Source organism: Variovorax saccharolyticus (genome assembly GCF_030316765.1).
In the GTDB taxonomy this organism is placed as follows: Bacteria; Pseudomonadota; Gammaproteobacteria; order Burkholderiales; family Burkholderiaceae_C; genus Variovorax; species Variovorax saccharolyticus.
Genome location: NZ_JASZYT010000002.1, coordinates 798,411 through 819,519 on the forward strand (window position 1 = coordinate 798,411; position 21,109 = coordinate 819,519).

Sequence of the window (21,109 nt, forward strand, 5' to 3'; positions counted from 1 at the left end):
GACAAGTGCTTACTTCTCGACGACCGCGAACAGGTCGTCTTCCTTCATGACCAGCAGTTCGTCGCCATCGACCTTGACGGTCTGGCCGCTGTACTTGCCGAACAGGACGCGGTCGCCGACCTTGATGTTCAGTGCGATCAGGTCGCCCTTGTCGTTCTTCTTGCCAGGACCGACGGCCAGGACTTCGCCCTGATCGGGCTTTTCGGCGGCGTTGTCGGGGATCACGATGCCCGAGGCGGTCTTGGTTTCGCTTTCAATGCGCTTGACGATCACGCGATCGTGCAAAGGACGAAGTTTCATTGCTTGCATCTCCTGAGGGGAACGAGGTTTGGTGGGGCCCCGGTGTTGTTCCGAAGCCACATTCGTTGTGAGGGAGGCGCTGTTAGCACTCAACCCCAACGAGTGCTAATCATAAGGGTGTTTTGTGTCTTTTCAAGGAAGAGCGCCCGTTTTTGCCGGGGCATCGGGCCGTCTATTCGACGCCGAGCAGGTCGTAGATGCGGCGCACGTAGCCGCCGAACTCGGCGTTGGTCTTGATGTGCAGCCGGCGCGGCGCCGGCAGTTCGATCGGGAAGAAATCCGCCATCCGCGCCGGCCCGGCGGTCAGCACCGCGCAGTGCGTGCCCAGGAACACCGCCTCCTGGATGCTGTGGGTCACAACCACGAAGGTCTTGCCGGTCTCCTCCCAGATGCGCAGCATCTCGAGGTTCATCTTCTCGCGCGTGAGGGCGTCGAGGGCGCCGAAGGGTTCGTCCATCAGGATCAGCTTCGGATCGTGGATCAGGGCGCGGGCGATGGCGGCGCGCTGCTGCATGCCGCCCGACAGCTCGTAGGGCAGCTTGTCGGCGAAGCCGGTCAGCCCGACCATCTCGAGCAGGGCGTGCGCACGTTCGACGGCCGCCTTGCGCGGCAGGCCGAGGATGTCGACCGGCAGCAGCACGTTGTCGATCACGGTGCGCCACTTGAGCAGCAGCGGCTGCTGGAACACCATGCCGACGTCGCGCCCGGGATTGAAGGCGGCGCCGCCGGTGCCGCCGATCTGCAGCACGCCGCCGTCGTGCCCGTGCAGGCCGGCGAGGATCTTCAGCAGGGTCGACTTGCCGCAGCCCGAGGGTCCGACCAGCGACACCATGTCGCCTTCGTGGATGTCCATCGAGACGTCGGATACGGCCAGGAACTCTTCCGCCTTCTTGCGGTAGACCTTGCGCAGCTGGCGCATGCGGATCAGCGGATCGCTCATGCGAGCCACCGCGCCAGGTTGTCGCGCACGAAGGCGTCGTCGCCCAGGTCGCCGTGCAACCGGTAGACCCGGTCGATCTCCGCGGCCTGGCCCTGGCCCAGCCCTTCCTCGGGGTCCAGGCACCAGATGCCTTCGAGCAGGCCCTGCCGGCGCAGCACCTCGTGGCAGCCGGCGATGCAGCCGTGGAAGTTGTTGGCGACGTCGAAGAAGGCGGCGTTGCAGTCGGTCACGCGCGAGTCGAGCGCCAGCAGGGCCGGGCTCAGCGTGCCGCCGTTGGCCGCCAGCTCGGCCTTGATCTGCGCCAGCTGCGCGACCGCGCTCGAGGTCCAGACCGACCAGTGGCCGAGCAGGCCGCCGCGAAAGCGCACCGTCACCGGCGCCCCGTCACGCATTGCGCTGAAGGGCAGCGCGAGGTCGAGCACGATGTGGTCGTCGTTGCCGGTGTAGAGGAAGACGCGCTCCTCGGCCCGCGCATCGACCAGGCCGCGCACCACGTCGATGGTGCGGTAGCGGTTGAAGGGCGCGACCTTGATCGCCAGCACGTTCGGCAGCAGCGCGAAGCGGCGCCAGAAGTCGCTCGACAGCACCGGCCCGCCGACCACCGTCTGCAGGTAGAAGCCGATCAGCGGGATCTCCCGGCTGACGGCCTCGCAGTGCGCGATGAGTTCGTCTTCGGAAGCGGTCGCGACCGCGGCCAGGCTCAGCAGCCCGGCGTGGTAGCCGAGGCCGACCGCGGTCTGCGCCTCGGCCCTGGCCTGTGCGGTCGGGCCGCAGAGGCCGGCGATCATCGCCATCGGCCGCCCGGTCCATGCCCGCTGGTCCTCGATGGCGGCGCCGAGCACGGTCTCGTAGAGGCCGCGCTCGCGGATCGCGAACTGGGTCGTGTGCACGCCGACCGCGAGGCCGCCGGCGCCGGCGTCGACGTAGTAGCGGGTCAGGGCGCGTTGCCGGCGCCGGTCGAACCGGCGCCCGGCATCGAGGGCCAGCGGATGGGCGGGAATCACGGTGCCCGCCGCCAGCAGGTCCAGCACCTGCGCGGGAAGATCGGATCGTTGCAACGGCATGAAAGCTCCTGAAGGGAAGGGGTGTGGCGTCAGCCGTATTCCGGGCCGGCGATCGCGTGGATGAAGGCGGTCTGGCCGCGCGCCGGCGCGTCGCCCGCCGCCATGCGCACGAAGCCGCGCTGCAGCGTGAAGCCCGCCTCGGCGAGTTGCCGGCGCAGCAGCGGGCGGTCGTCTGGAACGTCGACGAAGAGCGCCGGCGTGCGGCCGTCGGTCAGCTCGCGCAGCAGCAGGGCCGCGCTGACTTCGTCGGTCGCCACCAGCGGCCCGACGTGGTGGGCGATGCGGCCGCCGCGAACCACGGCGAAGGCCTGGGCATGGCGCACCACCCGGCTGTCCGCGCGCCGCATCAACTCGCCCAGCACCGCGCTGCGGTCCAGGCCGAGGGCTTCGGCATCGAGGGCGGCGAGGGCATCGAATCCGGTGTCGTCCGATCGCGCCGCCGCTGTCGCGGCGCTGCCGTCGACCGGCCCGCGATGCCAGCGCGACAGCCGCCAGAGCGGCGTGAAGCCGTACTGCAGGTAGAGCCGTTCGCCGGCCGGCGTGGCGTCGAGCATCGCGATGCGGCCCGCGGCCTTCACCGTCCGCAGGCATTGCTCGAAGACGCTGCGGCCGAGGCCGAGGCCGCGCGATCCGGGGGCGACCAGGATCATGCTGATCCAGGCGGCGCTGGCGCCCAGCGGCAGCACCGCGCCGCTGGCCACGATCTGCCCGTCGGCGTCGCGCACCGCGTGCACGCTGCCATGGCGGGCGAACAGCGCCCAGTCGTCGGCGGTCTGGTTCCAGCCGCTGGCGACCACCAGCGCGTCGAGCATCGCGAGGCTGCCGGCGTCCAGCGCGGCGAGTGTCTCGACCGCGGGCGGGCCGGACTCAGTACTTGCCATCGCGCGACTCGAACTTGGTCGGCTTGCCGTAGAGGCGCTGTTCGCGCGCGATCCAGTCGGCGACCCAGCCGATCAACTGCGACAGCGGCACCTTGGGGTAGCCGAACAGCCGCTCGGCCTCGCCGGTGTTCATGAGCCAGGCGGTGGGTGCCTCGCTGCCGGTGATCTCGACCGGCTTGTCGAAGCGTCGGCCGAACTCCTCGGCCAGCCAGCGGATCGATGTCGTTTCGGGGCCGCTGACATTGAGCGGCGATGTCGGCACGGTGGCCGCCACCAGGCAGCGCAGCGCCTGCGCGTTGGCGTCGCCCTGCCAGATCACGTTGACGTGGCCCATGGTGACGTCGACCGGTTCGCCGCGCCAGACCTTGATCGCGACGTCGGCCAGCACGCCGTAGCGCAGGTCGATCGCATAGCTGAGGCGGAACAGGCGACCTGGCGTGCCGTGCAGCTTCGAGAAGTACTCGAACATGCGCTCGCGCCCGACGCATGAATTGGCGTACTCGCCGGGCGGGCTGGGTGGCAGGTCTTCCGCTGCGCCCTGGCCGGTCACCGGCACGAAGGGGTACACGCAGGCGGTCGAGAAGGCCACGATGCGCGAGCGGCTGAAGGCCTGCGCCACCAGGGCCGGCACATGCACGTTCATGGCCCAGGTCAACGGGTTGTCGGCATCGGCGCCGAACTTGCGCCCGGCCATGAAGATCACGTTGGGGCACTGCGGCAGTGCGGCCAGCGCAGCGGCGTCGAGCAGGTCGCATGCGATGGTCTCGATGCCATGGCCTTCGAGCATCTCGCGCATGCCGGGCTCGCTGAAGCGCGCCACCGCGATCACCCGCCGGTCCGCCGGCAGCGCATTGCGCGCCAGCCGCGCGAGCGTCGGGCCCATCTTGCCGCCGACGCCCAGGATCATCAGGTCGCCCGGGAGGCGCGCGAGGTCGTCGACCAGTTCGCGCGACGGCGTGGCGAGGAACTGCTCCAGTGCCGCCTCGGTCTCGAAGTGCGAAGGGAAGTGGCGCTCGTCGAGCAGCGCGGGGGTGTGCGCGGAGGTGTTCATTGGATTCTTGCGTCCTGGGTGATGAAGTACCGTTCCATCAGCAGGACCAGCAGATAGAGCAGCACGCCGAGGCCGGTGATGAGCAGCACGGCCATGAAAACAGCGGGGGTGTCGAGCGAGGCCTGCACCTGGATCATCAGATAGCCCAGGCCCTTGTCCGAGGCGATGAACTCGCCGACCACGGCGCCCGCGACCGCGAGGATGGTGGCGACCTTCATGCCCGAGAACACGTAGGGCAGGGAGCCCGGCAGCTGGATGTAGCGGAACAGCTGCCAGCGCGAGCCGCGCAGCGCGTGCACCAGGTTCAGCAGGTCGGGCTCGGTCTCGTTGAGGCCGCGGATCGTGGTCAGCAGGATCGGAAAGAAGCACAGGCTGAAGGTGATCAGGATGTTGGGCCCGATGCCATAGCTGAACCACACGATGATCAGCGGCCCGAGCGCCACCTTGGGGATCATGTTGAGCGTGACCAGCAGCGGGAACGCCAGCAGCATCAGCCGGCGGCTGGTGATGAACAGCAGGGCGCCGAGGATGCCGAGCACCAGTCCGAGCGCGTAGCCGCCGAACACCTCGAGCGCGGTCACGCCGGTGTTGTGCAGCCAGTGGTAGTTGGGATTGGCCAGCGTGGCCAGCACCTGCGACGGCGCCGGCAGGATGAAGGTCTGGATCTTGAATGCGCGCACCGCCAGTTCCCACAGCGCGATGCAGGCGAGGTGGACACCGGCCACCGCGGCCCAGCGCTGCCAGGCGGGGCGGTCGGCGGAAGCGGCGGGCTGGCCGCTGGCTGCGGGGACGATGGCCGTCATATCGATTTCTTTCTCACGAGGAGCGGTCGTGAAGAAATGATAGGGCGATGGCCCTCAGGTGTCAACCAACTGGTTGATTAAATAAGAGCTGGAAGATCGTCAGGGCCGCAGCGCGTTCAGCGCGAACTCGATCACGTGGCGCCGGCGCTGCACCAGCGCGCCGCGCGAGCCCAGCGGCTTGCCGAAGATCGCCGACAGCGTGTGGTTGTTCGAGAAGAAGAAGTAGGAGATGCCGGCGATCGAGATGTAGAGGTTGATGGCGTCGAAGTCGGCCCGGAAGACGCCTTCGGCCACGCCGCGCGCCAGCGTGGCTTCGAGCATCTCGATGAACGGCGAGTGCATCTTCTGCAGCCGCTCGGATTCGAGGATGTGGCTGCCCTGGTTGCGGTTTTCGTCGGTCAGCAGCGCAATGAACTCCGGGTGCTCGGCCAGGTAGTCGAAGGAGAAGGCGACCAGTTGGCTCATCGCCTCCGCCGGCGCCAGTTCGCCGAGCGACAGGCGCTGCTCTTTTTCGCGGATCTCGGCGTAGACCGATTCGAGCGCCACCAGATAGAGGCCCTGCTTGCTCTCGAAGTAGTGGTAGACGAGCTGCTTGTTGACGCCTGCCGCGCGGGCGATCTCGTCGACCCGCGCACCCGCGAAGCCGTTGCGGGAGAACTCGCTCACGGCCGCCTCGATCAGTGCCGCGCGCGTGGCGGCGGCATCCCTCCGGGCGACGGCGGGCGGGGTGGCGGCGGGGGCGGTGCGGGATGTGGAGGCCATGGCGGGATTCTTCGTTCGACCAGGTTGCGTGTCAACCAAACAGTTGGTAATATAAATTCTACGCCTCTACCAACCCTTCCATTCTGGAGCGAGCCCCATGCGAATCCGATTGCCTGCCGTTCTTTCCGCCCTGGCTGCCGCCTTGCTCGCGAGCGCCGGAATGACCGGCGCCGCATCGGCAGCCGAGCCGATGAACCTGATGCTCAACTGGACGCCGACCGCGGACCATGCGCCGATCTACTTCGCGAAGGCCAAGGGCTGGTACACCGAGGCCGGCATCGACCTCACGATCGAGGCCGGCAAGGGCTCGGCCCTGTCGGCGCAGCGCGTGGGATCGGGCGGCGCCAACCTCGGCATCGCCGACCTGCCGACCGCGATCCAGGCGGTCGGCAAGGGCGCCGACCTGAAGGCCGTCATGGTGATCTATGCCAACAGCCCGCAGGGCTTCTACTGGCTCAAGTCCTCCGGCATCAACGCGCCGAAGGACTTCGCCGGCCGCAAGATCGGCAACCCGCCGGGCGACGCGGCGCGCCTGATGTGGCCAGCGTTCGCCAAGAAGACCGGCATCGATCCGGCGGCCGTGAACTTCGTCAACCTGAGCCCGCAGGCCAAGGTCGGGGCGCTGAAGAGCAAGTCGGTCGACATCATCAGCGACTTCTACAACGAGCACGACCTGAAGGTGCGCGAGTTCGGCCCCGACCTCGGCTTCGTCGCCTGGCGCGACATCGGCGTCAACGTGTATGGCAATTCGCTGATGGTCAACGGCGCCTACCTGGCGGCCAATCCGGAGCGCATCAGGAAGTTCGCGGCGGTCACGCAGCGGGCCTACAGCGCCTGCGTCAAGGACTTCGCGCCCTGCCTCGACGCGCTCACCGCGAGCGTCAGCGGCCTGAGCCCCGACAACCAGCGCGACCAGTGGGGCCGCATCAAGCAGCTGATGCGCGACGACACCACCACCAAGGTGGCGCTCGGGGCTTTCGATGGTGCGCGGGTCAAGGCCGACTACGAACTGGTGCAGTCGCTGATCGGCCTCGACAAGCCCTTCGACCCGGCCCGGCTCTATACCAACGACTACCTCGACAAGGGCGTGAGGATGCCGGCCGAGTAAGGCGGTTTCGGCTTCGGGCCGCGCGATGCGCCATCAGGCGGTGGGCGAGATCGCCGCGTCGACGATGGTCTGGGCCTCGGCGAGGATCCGTTCCAGGTGCTCGGCGCCGCGGAAGCTCTCGCCGTAGATCTTGTAGATCTCCTCGGTGCCCGAAGGCCGGGCGGCGAACCAGCCGTTGCTGGCGATCACCTTGATGCCGCCGATCGCGCCGCCGTTGCCCGGGGCATGGCTCAGCACGCTCTCGATCGGTTCGCCGGCCAGTTCGGTGGCGCGCAGCTGCTGCGGGCTCAGGGCCGACAAGCGCTTCTTCTGCTCCCGGCTGGCGGGGGCGTCGATCCGGCTGGCCACCGGGTTCCCGAACTCGTTCGCCAGTTCGGCATAGAGCGCGCCCGGGTCGCGGCCGGTGCGGGCCGTGATCTCGCCCGCCAGCAGCGCCGCGGCGATGCCGTCCTTGTCGGTGGTCCAGACCGAGCCGTCGCGGCGCAGGAAGGTGGCGCCGGCGCTCTCCTCGCCGACGAAGCCGAGCGAGGCATCGAGCAGGCCGTCGACGAACCACTTGAAGCCGACCGGCACTTCATGGAGCCGGCGGCCGAGGCGCTTCGCCAGCGCATCGATCAGCCGCGTCGACACCACCGTCTTGCCGACCGCGGCATCGGCGCCCCACTGCGGGCGGTGTCGGAACAGGTAGTCGATCGCCACCGACAGATAGTGGTTGGGTTGCAGCAGGCCGGCGCTGCGGGTCACGATGCCGTGCCGGTCATGGTCGGTGTCGCAGGCGAAGCCGACGTCGAAGCGATCCCTGATGTCGATCAGCCGCTGCATCGCGTGGGTCGACGACGGGTCCATGCGGATCTGGCCGTCCCAGTCGAGGGTCATGAAGGCGAAGCGCGGGTCGACCGCCTCGCTGACCACGCTGAGGTCGATCCGGTAGCGCTCGGCGATGGCGCTCCAGTAGTGCACGCCGGCGCCGCCCAGCGGGTCGACGCCCATGCGCACGCCCGCCTCGCGGATCAGGTCCATGTCCACCACGCTGCCCAGGTCGCCCACGTAGGCCGCCAGGAAATCGTGGCGATGCGTGGTGGCTGCCTTCAGGGCCTGGTCGTGCCGCATGCGGCGCACGCCCTCGAGGCCTTTCTCGATGTAGCGGTTGGCCGCGTCCTGCACCGGGCCCGTGATCTCCTGGCCGGCCGGCCCGCCATTGGGCGGGTTGTACTTGAAGCCGCCGTCGCGCGGCGGGTTGTGCGAGGGCGTCACCACGATGCCGTCGGCCAGCCCGCTGGTGCGGCCGCGGTTGTACGTGAGGATGGCGTGCGACAGCGCCGGGGTGGGCGTGAACTCGTCGCCGGTCGCGAGCATCACGTCGACACCGTTGGCCGCCAGCACCTCGAGCGCGCTGGCCGCGGCGGGCGCCGACAGCGCATGCGTGTCGATGCCGAGATAGAGCGGTCCGTCGATGCCCTGTGCCCGGCGGTGATCGCAGATCGCCTGGGTCACCGCGAGCACATGCCATTCGTTGAACGAGCGCTCGAAGGCGCAGCCGCGATGGCCCGAGGTGCCGAAGGCCACGCGTTCGCCCGCCACGGTCGGGTCGGGGCGCTGGTCGCGGTAGGCGGCGAGCAGTGCGTCGACGTCGATGAGGGCGTCCGCGGGGGCCGGCTGGCCGGCGAGGGGACTGAGTCGTGAGGCCATGGGAGCTCCTGGGTGGCGTTCAAAGGGTAGGCGCTGCCGCTCGCCGGGGGACGGCGAGGGGCCATTCGAGAAGATCGGCGATGCTTTCGATCGTGATGTCGGCCGCGGGATGCGCGGCGCTCTCGTGCGGATCGAGCGCATAGTGGCCCTGGCGCGGAAAGACCGTCGTCAGCCGATCGCCCCACTGGTCCTTCATCGCCGAGAGGATGCGCAGCTTGTCGTCGACCATCACGTAGTGGCGCGCCGGATAGCGCTTGTGCACCGCGTCGAGCATCAGCTCCTTGTGGATGTAGATCAGCACCCGGCCGTCGACCGCCTGCCAGAGTCCCGATCGCTGCACCTTGCGCGGCTGGAACACGACGTCCCCGTCCGTCAGGATCACGGTGGTGCCGAAGCGCTGCAGATGCTCGACCACCTTCAGCGCCCCCGGATACAGCCGCTCGGCGAACGGGTAGTCGACCAGGAAGGTCGACATCTGCAGCAGGCGCGGGTCGTTCATGTCGTCGCTCAGCTCGCGCAGCCGATAGCGCTGCAGCGCGCCCAGGTAGTCGGTGTAGCCGAGTTCGACGCGCAGCTCTTCGAAGAAGGTCCAGTAGCGTTCGGCGCTGGTGCTGCCGAAGTTGTCGCTCAGGCGGCGGCGCAGGTCGTCGACCACGGCATCGTTGTCGAGCAGCGTGTTGTCGACGTCGAGCAAGAAAACCATGTCCTGCATCCGCATCTCTCCTAGAGCAAGTCGCTCGGCACGAACCACGAGAACAGCAGCAGCTTGAGCCGCACCAGCAGGTTGGCGTCGGGCTCGTCGTCGTGCACCAGGCTCTCGCCGTCGGTGCTGATCCACTGGATCCGGTCGGTGCCGGGTTTGAGCCGCAGTTCGTAGGCGCTTTCGACATTGTCGACCTGGAAGGCATCGAGCAGGCGGTGGGCGACTTCGAAGCCCTGCAGGCGCACGCCGAGCTCGGTGTTGATGTGGGCCGAGCGCGGATCGAAGTTGAGCGAGCCGATCAGCGCCCACTCGCGGTCGATCAGCGTCAGCTTGGCGTGCAGCCGGCCGCGCGACTGGCGGAACGCCTTGCGCAGGTTCAGGCTGCGCTTGATCTGCTCGGAGCTGACCTCGTAGAGCCGGACGCCGAGCCGCAGCATCTCGACGCGGTAGTTGTTGTAGTTGATGTTGACCAGCGGCTCGTCGGTGTCGGCCAGCGAGTTGGTGGCGACGCTCATCTGCACGTCGCGGGCCCGCAGCCGGGCGATCTGCGCCATGCCTTCCTCGCCGGGCAGGAAGTAGGGCGACACGATGTCGACGCTGTAGCGCGCCAGGTCGAGCTGCACGCGCATGCGCTCGGCCACGGTCGGCGGCCGGCGTTCACGGACGACCTGGTCTGCCTCCGGCTGCAGCGCCTTGCTCGGCGAATCGGCGACCGCGTTGGCGCGCGCCGGAATCAGTTCGAGCCGCCCCTGGTCGATCAGGACGCCGAGCGGCGGGTCGCCGAACATGTCGGTGTCCGGCGGCGCCGGGGGAAGCGGTGCCTGCTGGCGCGAGGTGAGCCGCTCGAAGCTCGCCTGCAAGGACTCGGGCGACTCGATGGCCGGCACGATCGCGTGCAGCGGCCAGACCACCTCGCTGTTCCAGTAGTTGTCGAAGATGGTCTGGAGCTCGGGCACGACCGGGCCGGCCAGCAGCATGTCGAGGTCGATGAAGTTGGCGCCTTCGCTGCGCAGGAAGTACTCGTCCGCCAGGTTGCGGCCGCCGGCGATCGCGAACGCGCCGTCGGCGACGAAGAGCTTGTTGTGCATCCGGTGATTGAGGCGCCGGAAATCGGCCGCGAAGCCCATCCACCGGGTGGCCGCGTGGTCGCGGCCGGCCACGAAGGGATTGAACAGCCGGATCTCCACGTTCGGCCAGGACGCCAGGCCGAGCAGCAGCGGGTCCAGCCCGGTCGTGTAGAAGTCGTCCAGCAGCAGGCGCACCCGCACGCCGCGCCGGGCGGCATCGCGCAGTTCGCGCAGCATCAGCTTGCCCGTCTTGTCGTTGCCGAGCAGGTAGTACTGCAGGTCGAGCGAAGACCGGGCGCGCCGGATCAGTTCCAGCCGGGCGTCCAGCGCGAACGCGCCCTGCGCCAGCACGCGGGTGCCCGACAAGCTGTCGGGGGAGGCCGTGAAGGGTGCGGCCAGCCGGCCCAGCTCGGTGGCCGGCGAGGCAGCGATGGCCGGCACGTACGGCGCCGCGGGGACGGCCGGGAGCCCGGCGCAGGCCGACAGCAGGCAGGCGAGCAGGAGGACCAGGCAGCGGAGCATGAATGAGGACAGCGCGGGGGCGGCCGGGTGAAGGGATCCCGTCCGGACGGACGGCCCGCGGATCGTAGCCCGGGACTTGTCCATCCCCATCACGCGAATAGAATGCGAATGATTATCAACGGCAGAAACCGCCTCTCACCCCGCACGGCTGCCTTGGCGGCCTGCCTTCCCGACCTTCGATGAACAGCCGACGAATCAAGACCTGGGCCTGGATCCACAAGTGGAGCAGTCTGGTCAGCACCGCCTTCATGCTGCTGCTGTGCCTCACCGGGCTGCCGCTGATCTTTCACCACGAGATCGGCCACCTGCTGGGCACCGAGATCGAGGCTCCCAGGATGCCCGCGAATGCGCCGCGGGCCAGCCTCGACCGGGTGCTGGCAGCGGCGAATGCGCTCTATCCCGATCGAATCGTGCAGTTCGTCTCGCAGGAGGCGGACGACGACGCCCTGTGGTTCGTCACCCTGACGCCGTCACCGGAACCGACGGACGATTTCAAGTCGATCGCGGTCGATGCGCGCACCGCACTGGTGGTGGGGCAGCCGCCCACCGACGAGGGCTTCATGCACCTGATGCTGCGGCTCCACGTCGACCTGTTCGCGGGGCTGCCGGGCAAGCTGTTCCTGGGTTTCATGGGCCTCTTGCTGCTGGTCGCGATCGTCTCCGGCGTGGTGCTCTACGCCCCCTTCATGCGCAAGCTCGAGTTCGGCACCGTGCGGCGCGAGCGCCGGCCGCGCCTCCAGTGGCTGGACCTGCACAACCTGCTGGGCATCGTGACCCTGGTGTGGGCCTTCACGGTGGGCGCCACCGGCATGATCAACACCTGGGCCGACCTGATCGTCAAGTACTGGCAGCACGACCAGCTGAGCGCGCTGCTCCAGCCTTACAAGGGGCAGGCGACGGTGCCGGCCGCGGAGCGCGCACCGGTGCAGGAGGCGCTCGACGCCGCGAAGGCGCGCGTTCCGGGCAGCAAGGTGGCCTTCATCGCCTTCCCGGGCACGCTGTTCTCGAGCCCGCACCACCACACGGTGTTCCTGCGCGGCAACGAGCCGCTCACCTCGCGCTTGCTGCAGCCGGTGCTGGTCGATGCCAAGACCAGCGAGATCACGGCCAGTCCGCGGCTGCCGTGGTATCTGACCGCGCTGCTGGTCTCGCAGCCGCTGCACTTCGGCGACTACGGCGGCATGCCGATGCAGATCCTCTGGGCGCTGCTCGACATCGCGACGATCATCGTGCTGGGCAGCGGGCTCTACCTGTGGCTCAAGCGCGGCAAGGCGGCGCCGACGCGGGCGGACGAGGCGGGTCAGGCTCAGGGCCCGGCGCCGTCGATGGCGCCGTCCGGCGCTGCCGTCAAGGCGAGCACATGAAGCATCAAGGACATTTCTGGCGGCTCTGGGGCTGGCCGATCGTGCTGGGCCTGCTCACCGCGGTGGGGCTGGTCTCGGCGCTGTTCAGCGACGGCGGCCTGGGCGATGCGATCGCCTGGGTCACCCTCGGCATCCCGGTCGCCGCCGGGCTCTGGTTCGGCTGGCTGCGACGCACCTAGCTTCCTCCTGCGTCGGCGCGCCATAGGGTATTGCCCTTCGCCGGCGCCGGCGCGGCGCACCGCAGAATCGCGGCGATGAAACTCTCCTTCGTCGCCTCCGCCTGCCTGCTGCTCGCAGCCGCGTCTGCGGCCCAGGCCCAGGCCCAGGCCCAGAACGGCGGCAGCGCCCCGACGCTGGGCGAGGTCACGGTCTCGACGCCCGCCGGCCCGACCCCGCTGTTCGAGGTGGCGGGCTCGGTCGACCGCGTGGAAGGCGTCGACATGCGCGACAGCCGGCTCGGGGTCAACCTGTCGGAGAGCCTGAGCGGCGTGCCGGGGCTGCAGATCCAGAACCGCAACAACTATGCGCAGGACCTGCAGATCTCGATCCGGGGCTTCGGCGCCCGTTCCACCTTCGGGGTACGGGGGGTTCGCCTGTACGTCGACGGCATCCCGGCGACCTTGCCCGACGGCCAGGGGCAGACCTCCAACATCGACATCGGGTCGGTCGACCATGTCGAGGTGCTGCGCGGACCTTTCTCGGCGCTCTACGGCAACTCCTCGGGCGGGGTGGTGCAGTCCTTCACCGAGACCGGCGAAGGGCCGCCGACGCTGGGCTTCTCGATGGCCGCGGCCAGCTTCGGCACGACCCGAACCGGCGTCAAGGCCAGCGGTTCCTCCGGCGCCGTCGACTACCTGCTGAGCGGCGGCCACTTCGAGACCGACGGCTATCGGGACCACAGCGCGGCCAAGCGCGACATCATCAACGGCAAGATGGGCTTCACGCTGGAAGACGGCAGCCGGCTGACGCTGGTGGCCAACAGCGTGCGCCTCGATGCCCAGGATCCGCTCGGGCTCACCGCCGAGCAGTACGCGCTGAACCGGCGCAGCGCGGTGGTGGCGACGCAGTTCGATACCCGCAAGACGGTCGACCAGACCCAGGCCGGGCTGACCTACGAACGCCGGCTGGACGCCGACAACACGTTGCGCCTGCTGGTCTACGGCGGCCAGCGCAAGACCTCGCAGTACCAGGCCATCCCGCCCACGGCGCAGCTGAGCCCGACCAGCGCCGGCGGCGTGATCGGGCTGGCGCGCGACTATGGCGGCCTCGACCTGCGCTGGATCTCGCGGATGCAGCTGGCGGATCGGCCCTTCGAACTCGTCGCCGGCCTCGAATACAACAAGCTGCGCGAGCAGCGCACCGGCTACGAGAACTTCCTGGGTCCGGCGGCCCGGCCGCTGCTGCTCGGCGTGCAGGGGCGGCTGCGCCGCAACGAGACCAACGAGGTCTACAACCTCGATCCCTACCTGCAGGGCAACTGGCGCTTCGCCGAGAACTGGACGCTCGAGGCCGGCGTGCGCCGCAGCACGGTCGACTTCGACTCGCAGGACCACTACATCGTGGGCGCCAACCGCAACGACAGCGGTAGCGCGCGCTATGCCGAGACATTGCCGGTGGCGTCGCTGCGCTACCAGGCGACGCGCGACCTGGCGCTCTACACCTCGGTCGGCCGCGGCTTCGAGACGCCGACGCTGAACGAACTCTCGTACCGGCCCGACGGCTTGGGCGGGCTCAACTTCGCGCTCCAGCCGGCGACCAACGACAGCTTCGAGGTCGGCGCCAAGGCGCGGCTGTCGGGCGGGCTGCTCACGGCGGCATTGTTCAAGACCCGGACCAGCGACGAGATCGTGACGGCCACCAACGTCGGCGGCCGGGCCACCTTCCAGAATGCCGGGCAGACCACCCGCGACGGCTTCGAGCTGGCCTGGCAGCACCAGAGCGCGAGCAACTGGCGCACCCAGCTGGCCTACACCTGGCTCGACGCGCGCTACAGCGACACTTTCTGCAGCACCGTGCCATGTACCGCGGCCGCCATCGTGCCGGCCGGCAATCGCATCCCGGGCATTGCTCCGCAGGCCTTCTTCGCCTCCTTCGGCTGGGTGCCGCCGCAGGGCTGGCGCGCCGGCGCCGAGCTGCGCGCGCTGTCGAAGATCGAGGCCAACGACCGCAACACGGTGAGCGCGCCGGGCTACGCGGTGGCGGCGCTGTTCGCGGGCTACGTGATGCAGTGGCAGCGCTGGGACCTGAACGCCTTCGCGCGCATCGACAACCTGTTCAACCGCCAGTACATCGGCTCGGTGATCGTCAACGAGGGCAATGCCCGCTACTACGAGCCGGCACCCGGGCGCAACTGGACGATCGGCATGAGTGCGGCGTATCGTTTCTGAGACCTTGCTCTGTCCCCAACCGATCAGGTTGACTCCGTGCGGGAGGCCCCCATGGATTTCAAGAATCGAAGCGACGCCGGCCGCGCCCTGGCCGGCGCCCTCGCGGCCTGGCGCGGCCAGCCCAACCTGCTGGTGCTCGGCCTTCCCAGAGGCGGCGTCCCGGTGGCCTCCGAAGTCGCATCCGCGCTGAATGCCCCGCTCGACGTGCTGGTGGTGCGCAAGCTCGGCCATCCGGGCCAGGAGGAGTTCGCGATGGGTGCCATCGCCTCGGGTGGCGTGCGCTACCTGGACGAATCGACACTGGCCTGGCCGGTGCCCGCGGCGGAGGTCGAGGCCGTGGTCCGGCGCGAACAGGCCGAGCTGGCGCGCCGCGAGCGCCTCTATCGGGGCGAGCGTCCGCCGCTGGCGCTCGAGGATCGCGTGCTGCTGCTGGTCGACGACGGCCTGGCGACTGGCGCCACCATGCGCGCAGCCGTCATGGCAGTGCGCGCCGGGCGGCCGCAGCGCATCGTGGTGGCGGTGCCGGTGGCCTCGCGCGAGGCGCTGCAGAGCGTCGGTTTGGTGGCCGACGAGGTGGTGTGCGTCTTCACGCCCGAGCACTTCCGTGCCGTCGGGCAGTGGTACGAGGACTTCGGCCAGACCTCCGACGAGGAGGTCTGCCGGCTGCTGGCGAATGCCTGAGGCTTACAGCCCGGCCGCAGCGCGAAGCGCCGCCGCATTGGCGGTGCTCTCCCAGGTGAACTCCGGCTCTTCGCGGCCGAAGTGTCCGTAGGCGGCGGTCTTGCCGTAGATCGGGCGCAGCAGGTCGAGCATCTGGATGATGCCCTTCGGGCGCAGGTCGAAATGCGCCTGCACCAGCTCGGCGATCTGCTCGTCGGGGATCACGCCGGTGCCTTCGGTGTAGACCGTCACGTTCATCGGCCGCGCGACGCCGATCGCGTAGGCGACCTGGATCTGGCACTGGCGCGCCAGGCCCGCGGCGACGATGTTCTTCGCCACGTAGCGCGCCGCGTAGGCGGCCGAGCGGTCGACCTTGCTCGGGTCCTTGCCCGAGAAGGCGCCGCCGCCGTGCGGGCAGGCGCCGCCGTAGGTGTCGACGATGATCTTGCGGCCCGTGAGGCCGCAATCGCCCTGCGGGCCGCCGATGACGAAGCGGCCGGTCGGGTTGATCAGGTAGCGGGTGTCCTTGAGCCACTCCTTGGGCAGAACCGGCTTGATGATCTCCTCGATGATGGCTTCGTTGAACGAGGCCTTCATCTTGGTCGGCGTCTCGCTCTGGTCAGGGTGGTGCTGGGTGGAGAGCACCACGGTGTCGATGCTGTGCGGCTTGCCGTCGACATAGCGCATCGTCACCTGGCTCTTGGCGTCGGGACGCAGGAAGGGCAGGCGGCCGTCCTTGCGCAGCTGGGCCTGGCGCTCGACCAGGCGGTGCGCGTAGTAGATCGGCGCCGGCATCAGCTCGGGCGTCTCGTCGCAGGCGTAGCCGAACATCAGGCCCTGGTCGCCGGCGCCGGTGTTGAGGTGGTCGTCGCTGGCGTGGTCCACGCCCTGCGCGATGTCGTTGGACTGCTTGTCGTAGCAGACCATCACGGCGCAGCCCTTGTAGTCGATGCCGTAGTCGGTGTTGTCGTAGCCGATGCGCTTGATGGTGTCGCGCGCGACCTGGATGTAGTCGACGTGCGCATTGGTCGTGATCTCGCCGGCGAGCACCACGAGGCCGGTGTTGGTCAGCGTCTCGGCGGCCACGCGCGAGCGCGGGTCCTGTTCGAAGATCGCGTCGAGGATCGCGTCGGAGATCTGGTCCGCCACCTTGTCGGGATGGCCTTCGGAGACGGATTCGGAAGTGAAGAGGAAATCGTTCGCCATGTGTTTCAAACTCCTTGGTAACTGGTCAATTGGCGCGTTGCCGACCCGTTTCGGAGCTGTGGCGAACGCTTTAGCAGAGGTGTTTAACGTCGCCCTGCAAGTAGTTCCATAACTCAGCGACAATTTGCATTCTATTCGAGCCGCGCTGTACGCTGCGCGCGCGTCCTGTCACATCCCCATGTTTCGATGATTGCCTTGTTCAGATTGCTTGCCCGTGTCCCGCTGCCCCTGATGCACGCGGTCGGGGCCGGCGTGGGTTGGCTGGTCTGGTGGCTCGCGCCGGACTACCGCCGGCGCTTCAGGGAGAACGCCGAGGCGGCCGGCTTCACGCCCGCGCAGTACCGTCCGGCGATCGCCGCCGCCGGCGCCATGGTCGGCGAACTGCCCTTCGTGTGGGCCCGGCCCCGCGACCGGAGCCTGCTGCCGTACATCGTGCGCTGGGACGGCGTCGAGGGCTTCGAGGCCGCGCTGGCCGCGCGCAAGGGCGTGATCCTGGTGTCGCCGCACCTGGGCAGCTGGGAGACCTTCGGCCAGGCGGTGGGCGAGCGCTTCTTCAAGGACTACGGCCCGATCACGGCCTTGTTCCGCCCGGCGCGCAAGAAGTTCATGGCCGAGCTGATCGCCGGCTCGCGCGACCGCCCCGGACTGCAGACGCTGCCGACCACCGTGTCCGGCGTGCGCGGCCTGATCCGCACTCTGCGCAACGGCGGCTACACCGGCCTCTTGCCCGACCAGGTGCCGCCGCTGGGGCAGGGTGTCTGGGCGCCGTTCCTCGGCCGGCCGGCCTACACCATGACCCTGCTGCCGCGGCTGGCCCAGCAGACCGGCGCGCGCGTGTTCCTCGGCGTCTGCGAGCGGCTGCCGCGCGGCGCCGGCTTCGCGATCCGCTTCGTGCCCTTCGACGGCACCGCGATGAGCGACCCCAAGGCCACGCCCGAGGCTGCCGCCACGGCGATGAACGAAGGCATCGAGAAGCTGATCCGCAGCCTGCCGGGCCAGTACGTCTGGGACTACGCCCGCTACAAGCAGCCGCGCGCCGAAGCCGCGGTGGAGGCGGCGACATGAGCAAGCTCACGTCGAAGCTCGGCATCGGCTTCATGCGCACGCTGGCGCACGTGCCCTTTCCGCTGGTGCGTGGCTTCGGCGCGGTGCTCGGACGCGTGCTGCATGTGCTGGCGGTGCCGCGGCGGCGCGTGGTCGACACCAATTTGGCGCTGTGTTTTCCCGACAAGACGCCGGCCGAGCGCCATCGCATGGCGCGCGAAACCTTCGTCTTCGTGGCGCAGTCGTGGTTCGACCGCAGCTGGCTCTGGCACGCGCCGGAAGCGGTGGTGGCGCGGCGCCTGAAAGTCGTCGGTGCCGCGGACGTGATCGAGGAGATCGCGCACGGCCACGAGCCGATGATTCTCTTCGCGCCGCACTTCTACGGTCTCGATGCCGCCGCCACGGCGCTCACGATGCACACCGACCGGCCGTCGACCACGATCTACACCACGCAGCGCGATCCGATGGTCGACCAATGGGTCAGCGAGGGCCGCAAGCGCTTCGGCAACGTCATCACGCTCAACCGCATGGACGGCATCAAGCCGATCGTCGCGGGGCTGCGCAAGGGCGGCCTGCTGTACCTGCTGCCGGACATGGACTTCGGCCGCGACCAGACCGTGTTCGTGCCTTTCTATGGCGTGCAGGCGTCGACCGTGCCCTCGCTGTCGCGTTTCGCGCGGCTGGGCCGCGCCAAGGTGGTGCCGGTGGTCTCGAAGCTCACGCGCGAGGGCTACGAGATCGAGGTGCTGCCGGCCTGGGAGGATTTCCCGACCGACGACGTGATGGCCGACACGGCCCTCATGAACCGGCGCCTGCAGGGCTACATCGACGCCATGCCCTCGCAGTACTACTGGGTGCACCGGCGCTTCAAGACCCGGCCGGAGGGCGAGGAGCCGGTGTATTAGGCTCGCCCCCAGGTTGCCCGGCACTTCGTGTCCGGGCGCCCACCCCCTGCCGGGGGCAACACCAGCGGCCTGGCGAAGCCAGTTCCGCGGTGTTCCACCAAAGGGCCTGGCTGCGCCGGCCGGGCGGAGTCAGCGGGTGCGCTCGAGGAATGACTCGATTTCGGATGCGACGAAGGCCGGCCGCTCGTGCACCATCCAGTGCGTGGCGCCCGGTACCTTGACGATCTCGAGCTTCGGCACGTAGTCCTCCAGCCCCTCGAGCAGCCCGGGCAGGAGGGCCTTGTCGTCGAGCGCCCACAGGACCATCGTGGGCACGGCCACGGTCAGATTGTCATGCGGCAGATCCGGCATCGCGGGCGTCGGCTGCCCGGGCATCGGGGGCTTGAGCGGCGTCACGCGGTACAGGTTGCAGGCGCCCGTGAGGCCCGCATCCCACACGTCGCGGTACTGGTCCTTGACCTTCTCGGTCAGCCAGCCGAAACCCTCGGGGCCGGCCTTCATGCCGAGGAAGAAGGGCCACATGCGTCGATAGTCGTCGGCCGCCAGCAGGGCCTCGGCATCGGGCCGCGCGAGGAAGTTCATGTAGGCGCTGGCCGCCCGCTGTTCGGCGCTGTTCTGCAGTTCGCGGGCAAAGGTTCCCGGATGCGGCGAATTGAGGATCACCAGCCGGCCGAGCCGGTCGGCGTGCCGGTTGCCGTAGCCCCAGCCGAAGGCACCGCCCCAGTCGTGCGCCACCAGCACCTCGATGCGGCCGGCCGGGTTCTCGCTCGCCGCCAGTTCGGCGATGTCCTGCACCAGCAAGTGGGCGCGGTAGGCCGACACCTCGGACGGCGCGCTGGATTTCTCGAAGCCGCGCAGGTTCGGCGCCACGCAGCGGAAGCCGCCGTGCTCGGGTGCCGCAAAGTACGCGAGCAGTTCGTCCCAGATGAAGGCCGCCTCCGGAAAGCCGTGCAGGAACATCATCAGCGGCCGGCCGGGGGCGCCGGCCGCGCGGCAGCTCAGGGTGGTGCCGTTCGGCAGCGCACGGGCGAAAGTCTCGATCACAGGCGGTCTCCTTGGTGGTCCCTACGGCGAGGAGGCGCCAGCGCTGCGTTCAGGGCTGCTCGTCGATGGGGGCTGGTTCGGGGGTTGCCGCGGGCTGCCCGTCCTAGGGGTGCGCCCAGCGCCACAGCAGTTCGGCCGCCTCGTCCACGCCTTGCTGCTTCAGTGCCGAGAACAGTTTGACCTCGCCGCCGCCGGCTTGCAGTCGCGCAATCGACAGCGCCTTGGCGCCTTCCGAGCGCGTGAGCTTGTCGGACTTGGTCAGCAGCACCAGGAACTTGAGTCCTTCCTCGACCCGCGGCCGGATGACGTCGAGCAGGATGTCGTCGAGCTCGGTCAGTCCGTGGCGCGGATCGCACATCAGCACCACGCCGCGCAGGTTCTCGCGCGTCATGAGGTAGTTGCCCATCACGCGCTGCCAGCGCAGCTTGGCTTCCTTGGGCACCGCCGCGTAGCCGTAGCCGGGCAGGTCGGCCAGCACGGCGTCGTCGACCTTCTGCTTGCCGACCCCGAACAAGTTGATGTGCTGGGTGCGGCCCGGCGTCTTCGATGCGAAGGCGAGCCGATGCTGCTGCGTGAGCGTGTTGATGGCGGTCGACTTGCCGGCATTCGAGCGGCCGACGAAGGCGATCTCGGGCAGCTCGAAGGGCGGCAGATGCTCGAGCTGCGGCGCGCTGGTGAGGAAGTGGGCGGTGTGCAGCCAGCCCCGTGCCACACGGGCGCGTTCGGCGGCTGCCGGGTCGGCTGCGGTGTCCTTGCGGGAGTAGCTGGGGGCGGGCTTCCGCGGCGGGGTGGTCATCAATGGGCTTTCGGTACGGGGCGCCATTGTAGAATCGCCGGGTTTTGCGCCATAAATCCAAGCCCCCGATATGAAGTTGTTTGCCAAATTTCTGCTTGCAGCCCTTCTGGGCGCCGCCGCCAGTGCCAGCTTCGCGGCTGACGAGCCCGCTGCAAAGCCGGCAGCCGAGGCGCCCGCCAAGGCACCGAAGCCCGATCTCGCCAAGGGCGACACGGTCTTCAATGCCACCCCGGCAAACAGCCAGAGCTGCGCCTCGTGCCACAACGCGGACGGCAATTCGGCGATCGCGGCCAACCCCAAGCTGGCGCAGCAGCACCCCGAATACATCCTCAAGCAGCTGCAGGACTTCAAGTCCGGCAAGCGCAAGAGCGCGATCATGAAGCCGCTGGCCTCGGCGCTGTCGGACGAGGACATGCGCAACATCGCCTGGTTCGTGGCCTCCAAGAAGATCAAGCCCGGCTTCTCCAAGGAGAAGGAGCTGGTCGGTCTGGGCGAGCGGATCTTCCGCGGCGGCGTCGCCGATCGCCAGATCCCGGCCTGCGCCGGCTGCCACAGCCCGAACGGCGCCGGCATCCCGGTGCAGTACCCGCGCCTGGGTGGCCAGCACGCCGACTACACCGCGCAGCAGCTGACCCTGTTCCGCGAAGGCACCCGGCTCAATTCGCCCGTCATGACCGGGGTCGCCGCCAAGCTCAGCAACAAGGAAATCGCGGCCGTTTCCGACTACATCGCCGGCCTGCGCTGAACGCCGGGCCTCGAAGCCTGAACCAACCGCCGATAACAAACTCCTAACAAGGCGGGTCCATCCAGCAG

The 21,109-nt window shown here is 68.9% G+C and carries 21 protein-coding genes; 8 read left to right on the forward strand and 13 right to left on the reverse strand.

The features are described from left to right. Positions 1-9 precede the first annotated feature (9 nt). The 7 genes from groES to QTI45_RS09915 all read right to left on the reverse strand — a co-directional run bounded on the left by groES (position 10) and on the right by QTI45_RS09915 (position 5,801). Complete coding sequence (gene groES / locus QTI45_RS09885) at positions 10-300, reverse strand: co-chaperone GroES (protein ID WP_068675691.1); 291 nt, start codon at positions 298-300, stop codon at positions 10-12. Between the two features lie 172 nt (positions 301-472). After that, a complete protein-coding gene (locus QTI45_RS09890) occupies positions 473-1,240 on the reverse strand; it encodes an ABC transporter ATP-binding protein (protein WP_286654213.1) in 768 nt (255 codons plus the stop codon). Next, on the reverse strand, positions 1,237-2,304 hold the full coding sequence (locus QTI45_RS09895) for a dihydrodipicolinate synthase family protein (protein ID WP_286654214.1): 1,068 nt from the start codon (positions 2,302-2,304) through the stop codon (positions 1,237-1,239). The genes QTI45_RS09890 and QTI45_RS09895 overlap by 4 nt, the downstream gene beginning before the upstream one ends. A gap of 29 nt (positions 2,305-2,333) precedes the next feature. After that, positions 2,334-3,185 (reverse strand): GNAT family N-acetyltransferase, encoded by an 852-nt coding sequence (locus QTI45_RS09900; RefSeq protein WP_286654215.1) that lies wholly within the window; start codon positions 3,183-3,185, stop codon positions 2,334-2,336. Then, positions 3,172-4,236 carry an NAD-dependent epimerase/dehydratase family protein gene (locus QTI45_RS09905; protein ID WP_286654216.1) on the reverse strand — a complete coding sequence of 355 codons (1,065 nt, stop codon included), beginning with the start codon at positions 4,234-4,236 and terminating at the stop codon, positions 3,172-3,174. Before QTI45_RS09905 ends, QTI45_RS09900 begins: the two co-directional genes overlap by 14 nt. Next, complete coding sequence (locus tag QTI45_RS09910) at positions 4,233-5,039, reverse strand: ABC transporter permease (protein WP_286654217.1); 807 nt, start codon at positions 5,037-5,039, stop codon at positions 4,233-4,235. The genes QTI45_RS09905 and QTI45_RS09910 overlap by 4 nt, the downstream gene beginning before the upstream one ends. Before the next feature lie 99 nt (positions 5,040-5,138). Continuing rightward, positions 5,139-5,801, reverse strand: coding sequence for a TetR/AcrR family transcriptional regulator (locus tag QTI45_RS09915; protein ID WP_286369046.1), 663 nt, complete (start codon positions 5,799-5,801; stop codon positions 5,139-5,141). A gap of 97 nt (positions 5,802-5,898) precedes the next feature. Between QTI45_RS09915 and QTI45_RS09920 the strand changes: the two genes are divergently transcribed. Further along, a complete protein-coding gene (locus tag QTI45_RS09920) occupies positions 5,899-6,909 on the forward strand; it encodes an ABC transporter substrate-binding protein (RefSeq protein WP_286654218.1) in 1,011 nt (336 codons plus the stop codon). 33 nt (positions 6,910-6,942) lie between these two features. Here the strand turns inward: QTI45_RS09920 and pgm are convergent, their stop codons facing one another. From pgm to QTI45_RS09935, 3 genes are read right to left on the reverse strand one after another with little or no spacing between them, the layout of a single operon-like run. Next, entirely contained in the window at positions 6,943-8,598 is a 1,656-nt protein-coding gene (pgm, locus tag QTI45_RS09925; protein WP_286654219.1) for a phosphoglucomutase (alpha-D-glucose-1,6-bisphosphate-dependent), read from the reverse strand. A gap of 19 nt (positions 8,599-8,617) precedes the next feature. Beyond that, positions 8,618-9,310, reverse strand: a complete 693-nt coding sequence (locus QTI45_RS09930) for an HAD family hydrolase (RefSeq protein WP_286654220.1) — start codon at positions 9,308-9,310, stop codon at positions 8,618-8,620. A gap of 11 nt (positions 9,311-9,321) precedes the next feature. Further along, positions 9,322-10,890, reverse strand: a complete 1,569-nt coding sequence (locus QTI45_RS09935) for a phospholipase D family protein (protein WP_286654221.1) — start codon at positions 10,888-10,890, stop codon at positions 9,322-9,324. 179 nt (positions 10,891-11,069) lie between these two features. Between QTI45_RS09935 and QTI45_RS09940 the strand changes: the two genes are divergently transcribed. The 4 genes from QTI45_RS09940 (at position 11,070) to QTI45_RS09955 (ending at position 15,322) form a co-directional block, all read left to right on the forward strand. Continuing rightward, positions 11,070-12,254, forward strand: coding sequence for a PepSY-associated TM helix domain-containing protein (locus QTI45_RS09940; protein WP_286654222.1), 1,185 nt, complete (start codon positions 11,070-11,072; stop codon positions 12,252-12,254). Beyond that, positions 12,251-12,433 (forward strand): hypothetical protein, encoded by a 183-nt coding sequence (locus QTI45_RS09945; RefSeq protein WP_286369052.1) that lies wholly within the window; start codon positions 12,251-12,253, stop codon positions 12,431-12,433. Before QTI45_RS09940 ends, QTI45_RS09945 begins: the two co-directional genes overlap by 4 nt. A gap of 75 nt (positions 12,434-12,508) precedes the next feature. Next, a complete protein-coding gene (locus QTI45_RS09950; RefSeq protein WP_286654223.1) occupies positions 12,509-14,641 on the forward strand; it encodes a TonB-dependent receptor domain-containing protein in 2,133 nt (710 codons plus the stop codon). Positions 14,642-14,692: 51 nt separating this feature from the next. Then, entirely contained in the window at positions 14,693-15,322 is a 630-nt protein-coding gene (locus QTI45_RS09955; RefSeq protein ID WP_286654224.1) for a phosphoribosyltransferase, read from the forward strand. Between the two features lie 3 nt (positions 15,323-15,325). Here the strand turns inward: QTI45_RS09955 and metK are convergent, their stop codons facing one another. Then, positions 15,326-16,507 carry a methionine adenosyltransferase gene (metK, locus tag QTI45_RS09960; RefSeq protein WP_286369055.1) on the reverse strand — a complete coding sequence of 394 codons (1,182 nt, stop codon included), beginning with the start codon at positions 16,505-16,507 and terminating at the stop codon, positions 15,326-15,328. A 186-nt stretch (positions 16,508-16,693) separates the two neighbouring features. Between metK and QTI45_RS09965 the strand changes: the two genes are divergently transcribed. Both QTI45_RS09965 and QTI45_RS09970 read left to right on the forward strand, forming a co-directional pair. After that, positions 16,694-17,572: a lysophospholipid acyltransferase family protein gene (locus tag QTI45_RS09965; protein WP_286654225.1), complete on the forward strand. Its 879-nt coding sequence runs from the start codon at positions 16,694-16,696 to the stop codon at positions 17,570-17,572. Then, the gene (locus tag QTI45_RS09970; RefSeq protein WP_286369057.1) at positions 17,569-18,456 is read left to right on the forward strand and encodes an LpxL/LpxP family acyltransferase; all 888 of its coding nucleotides are present in this window, start codon (positions 17,569-17,571) and stop codon (positions 18,454-18,456) included. Before QTI45_RS09965 ends, QTI45_RS09970 begins: the two co-directional genes overlap by 4 nt. A 129-nt stretch (positions 18,457-18,585) precedes the next feature. Here the strand turns inward: QTI45_RS09970 and QTI45_RS09975 are convergent, their stop codons facing one another. Together QTI45_RS09975 and yihA are read right to left on the reverse strand one after the other, a co-directional pair. Continuing rightward, positions 18,586-19,500 (reverse strand): alpha/beta fold hydrolase, encoded by a 915-nt coding sequence (locus QTI45_RS09975; protein WP_286654226.1) that lies wholly within the window; start codon positions 19,498-19,500, stop codon positions 18,586-18,588. 103 nt (positions 19,501-19,603) lie between these two features. After that, entirely contained in the window at positions 19,604-20,296 is a 693-nt protein-coding gene (yihA, locus tag QTI45_RS09980) for a ribosome biogenesis GTP-binding protein YihA/YsxC (RefSeq protein ID WP_286654227.1), read from the reverse strand. A gap of 70 nt (positions 20,297-20,366) precedes the next feature. Here yihA and QTI45_RS09985 point away from each other — a divergent pair, with 70 nt between their 5' ends. After that, positions 20,367-21,041 (forward strand): c-type cytochrome, encoded by a 675-nt coding sequence (locus tag QTI45_RS09985; RefSeq protein WP_286654228.1) that lies wholly within the window; start codon positions 20,367-20,369, stop codon positions 21,039-21,041. Positions 21,042-21,109: the final 68 nt, after the last annotated feature.

Excerpts from the sequence above, each read along its gene's own strand:
- groES (WP_068675691.1), bottom strand. The coding sequence starts at position 300 with ATGAAACTTCGTCCTTTGCACGATCGCGTGATCGTCAAGCGCATTGAA.
- QTI45_RS09945 (WP_286369052.1), top strand. The coding sequence starts at position 12,251 with ATGAAGCATCAAGGACATTTCTGGCGGCTCTGGGGCTGGCCGATCGTG.
- QTI45_RS09950 (WP_286654223.1), top strand. The coding sequence starts at position 12,509 with ATGAAACTCTCCTTCGTCGCCTCCGCCTGCCTGCTGCTCGCAGCCGCG.
- QTI45_RS09905 (WP_286654216.1), bottom strand. The coding sequence starts at position 4,236 with ATGAACACCTCCGCGCACACCCCCGCGCTGCTCGACGAGCGCCACTTC.
- QTI45_RS09910 (WP_286654217.1), bottom strand. The coding sequence starts at position 5,039 with ATGACGGCCATCGTCCCCGCAGCCAGCGGCCAGCCCGCCGCTTCCGCC.
- QTI45_RS09930 (WP_286654220.1), bottom strand. The coding sequence starts at position 9,310 with ATGCAGGACATGGTTTTCTTGCTCGACGTCGACAACACGCTGCTCGAC.
- QTI45_RS09965 (WP_286654225.1), top strand. The coding sequence starts at position 16,694 with ATGATTGCCTTGTTCAGATTGCTTGCCCGTGTCCCGCTGCCCCTGATG.
- pgm (WP_286654219.1), bottom strand. The coding sequence starts at position 8,598 with ATGGCCTCACGACTCAGTCCCCTCGCCGGCCAGCCGGCCCCCGCGGAC.
- QTI45_RS09920 (WP_286654218.1), top strand. The coding sequence starts at position 5,899 with ATGCGAATCCGATTGCCTGCCGTTCTTTCCGCCCTGGCTGCCGCCTTG.
- QTI45_RS09935 (WP_286654221.1), bottom strand. The coding sequence starts at position 10,890 with ATGCTCCGCTGCCTGGTCCTCCTGCTCGCCTGCCTGCTGTCGGCCTGC.
- QTI45_RS09955 (WP_286654224.1), top strand. The coding sequence starts at position 14,693 with ATGGATTTCAAGAATCGAAGCGACGCCGGCCGCGCCCTGGCCGGCGCC.
- QTI45_RS09915 (WP_286369046.1), bottom strand. The coding sequence starts at position 5,801 with ATGGCCTCCACATCCCGCACCGCCCCCGCCGCCACCCCGCCCGCCGTC.
- QTI45_RS09900 (WP_286654215.1), bottom strand. The coding sequence starts at position 3,185 with ATGGCAAGTACTGAGTCCGGCCCGCCCGCGGTCGAGACACTCGCCGCG.
- metK (WP_286369055.1), bottom strand. The coding sequence starts at position 16,507 with ATGGCGAACGATTTCCTCTTCACTTCCGAATCCGTCTCCGAAGGCCAT.
- yihA (WP_286654227.1), bottom strand. The coding sequence starts at position 20,296 with ATGACCACCCCGCCGCGGAAGCCCGCCCCCAGCTACTCCCGCAAGGAC.
- QTI45_RS09985 (WP_286654228.1), top strand. The coding sequence starts at position 20,367 with ATGAAGTTGTTTGCCAAATTTCTGCTTGCAGCCCTTCTGGGCGCCGCC.
- QTI45_RS09940 (WP_286654222.1), top strand. The coding sequence starts at position 11,070 with ATGAACAGCCGACGAATCAAGACCTGGGCCTGGATCCACAAGTGGAGC.
- QTI45_RS09890 (WP_286654213.1), bottom strand. The coding sequence starts at position 1,240 with ATGAGCGATCCGCTGATCCGCATGCGCCAGCTGCGCAAGGTCTACCGC.
- QTI45_RS09970 (WP_286369057.1), top strand. The coding sequence starts at position 17,569 with ATGAGCAAGCTCACGTCGAAGCTCGGCATCGGCTTCATGCGCACGCTG.
- QTI45_RS09895 (WP_286654214.1), bottom strand. The coding sequence starts at position 2,304 with ATGCCGTTGCAACGATCCGATCTTCCCGCGCAGGTGCTGGACCTGCTG.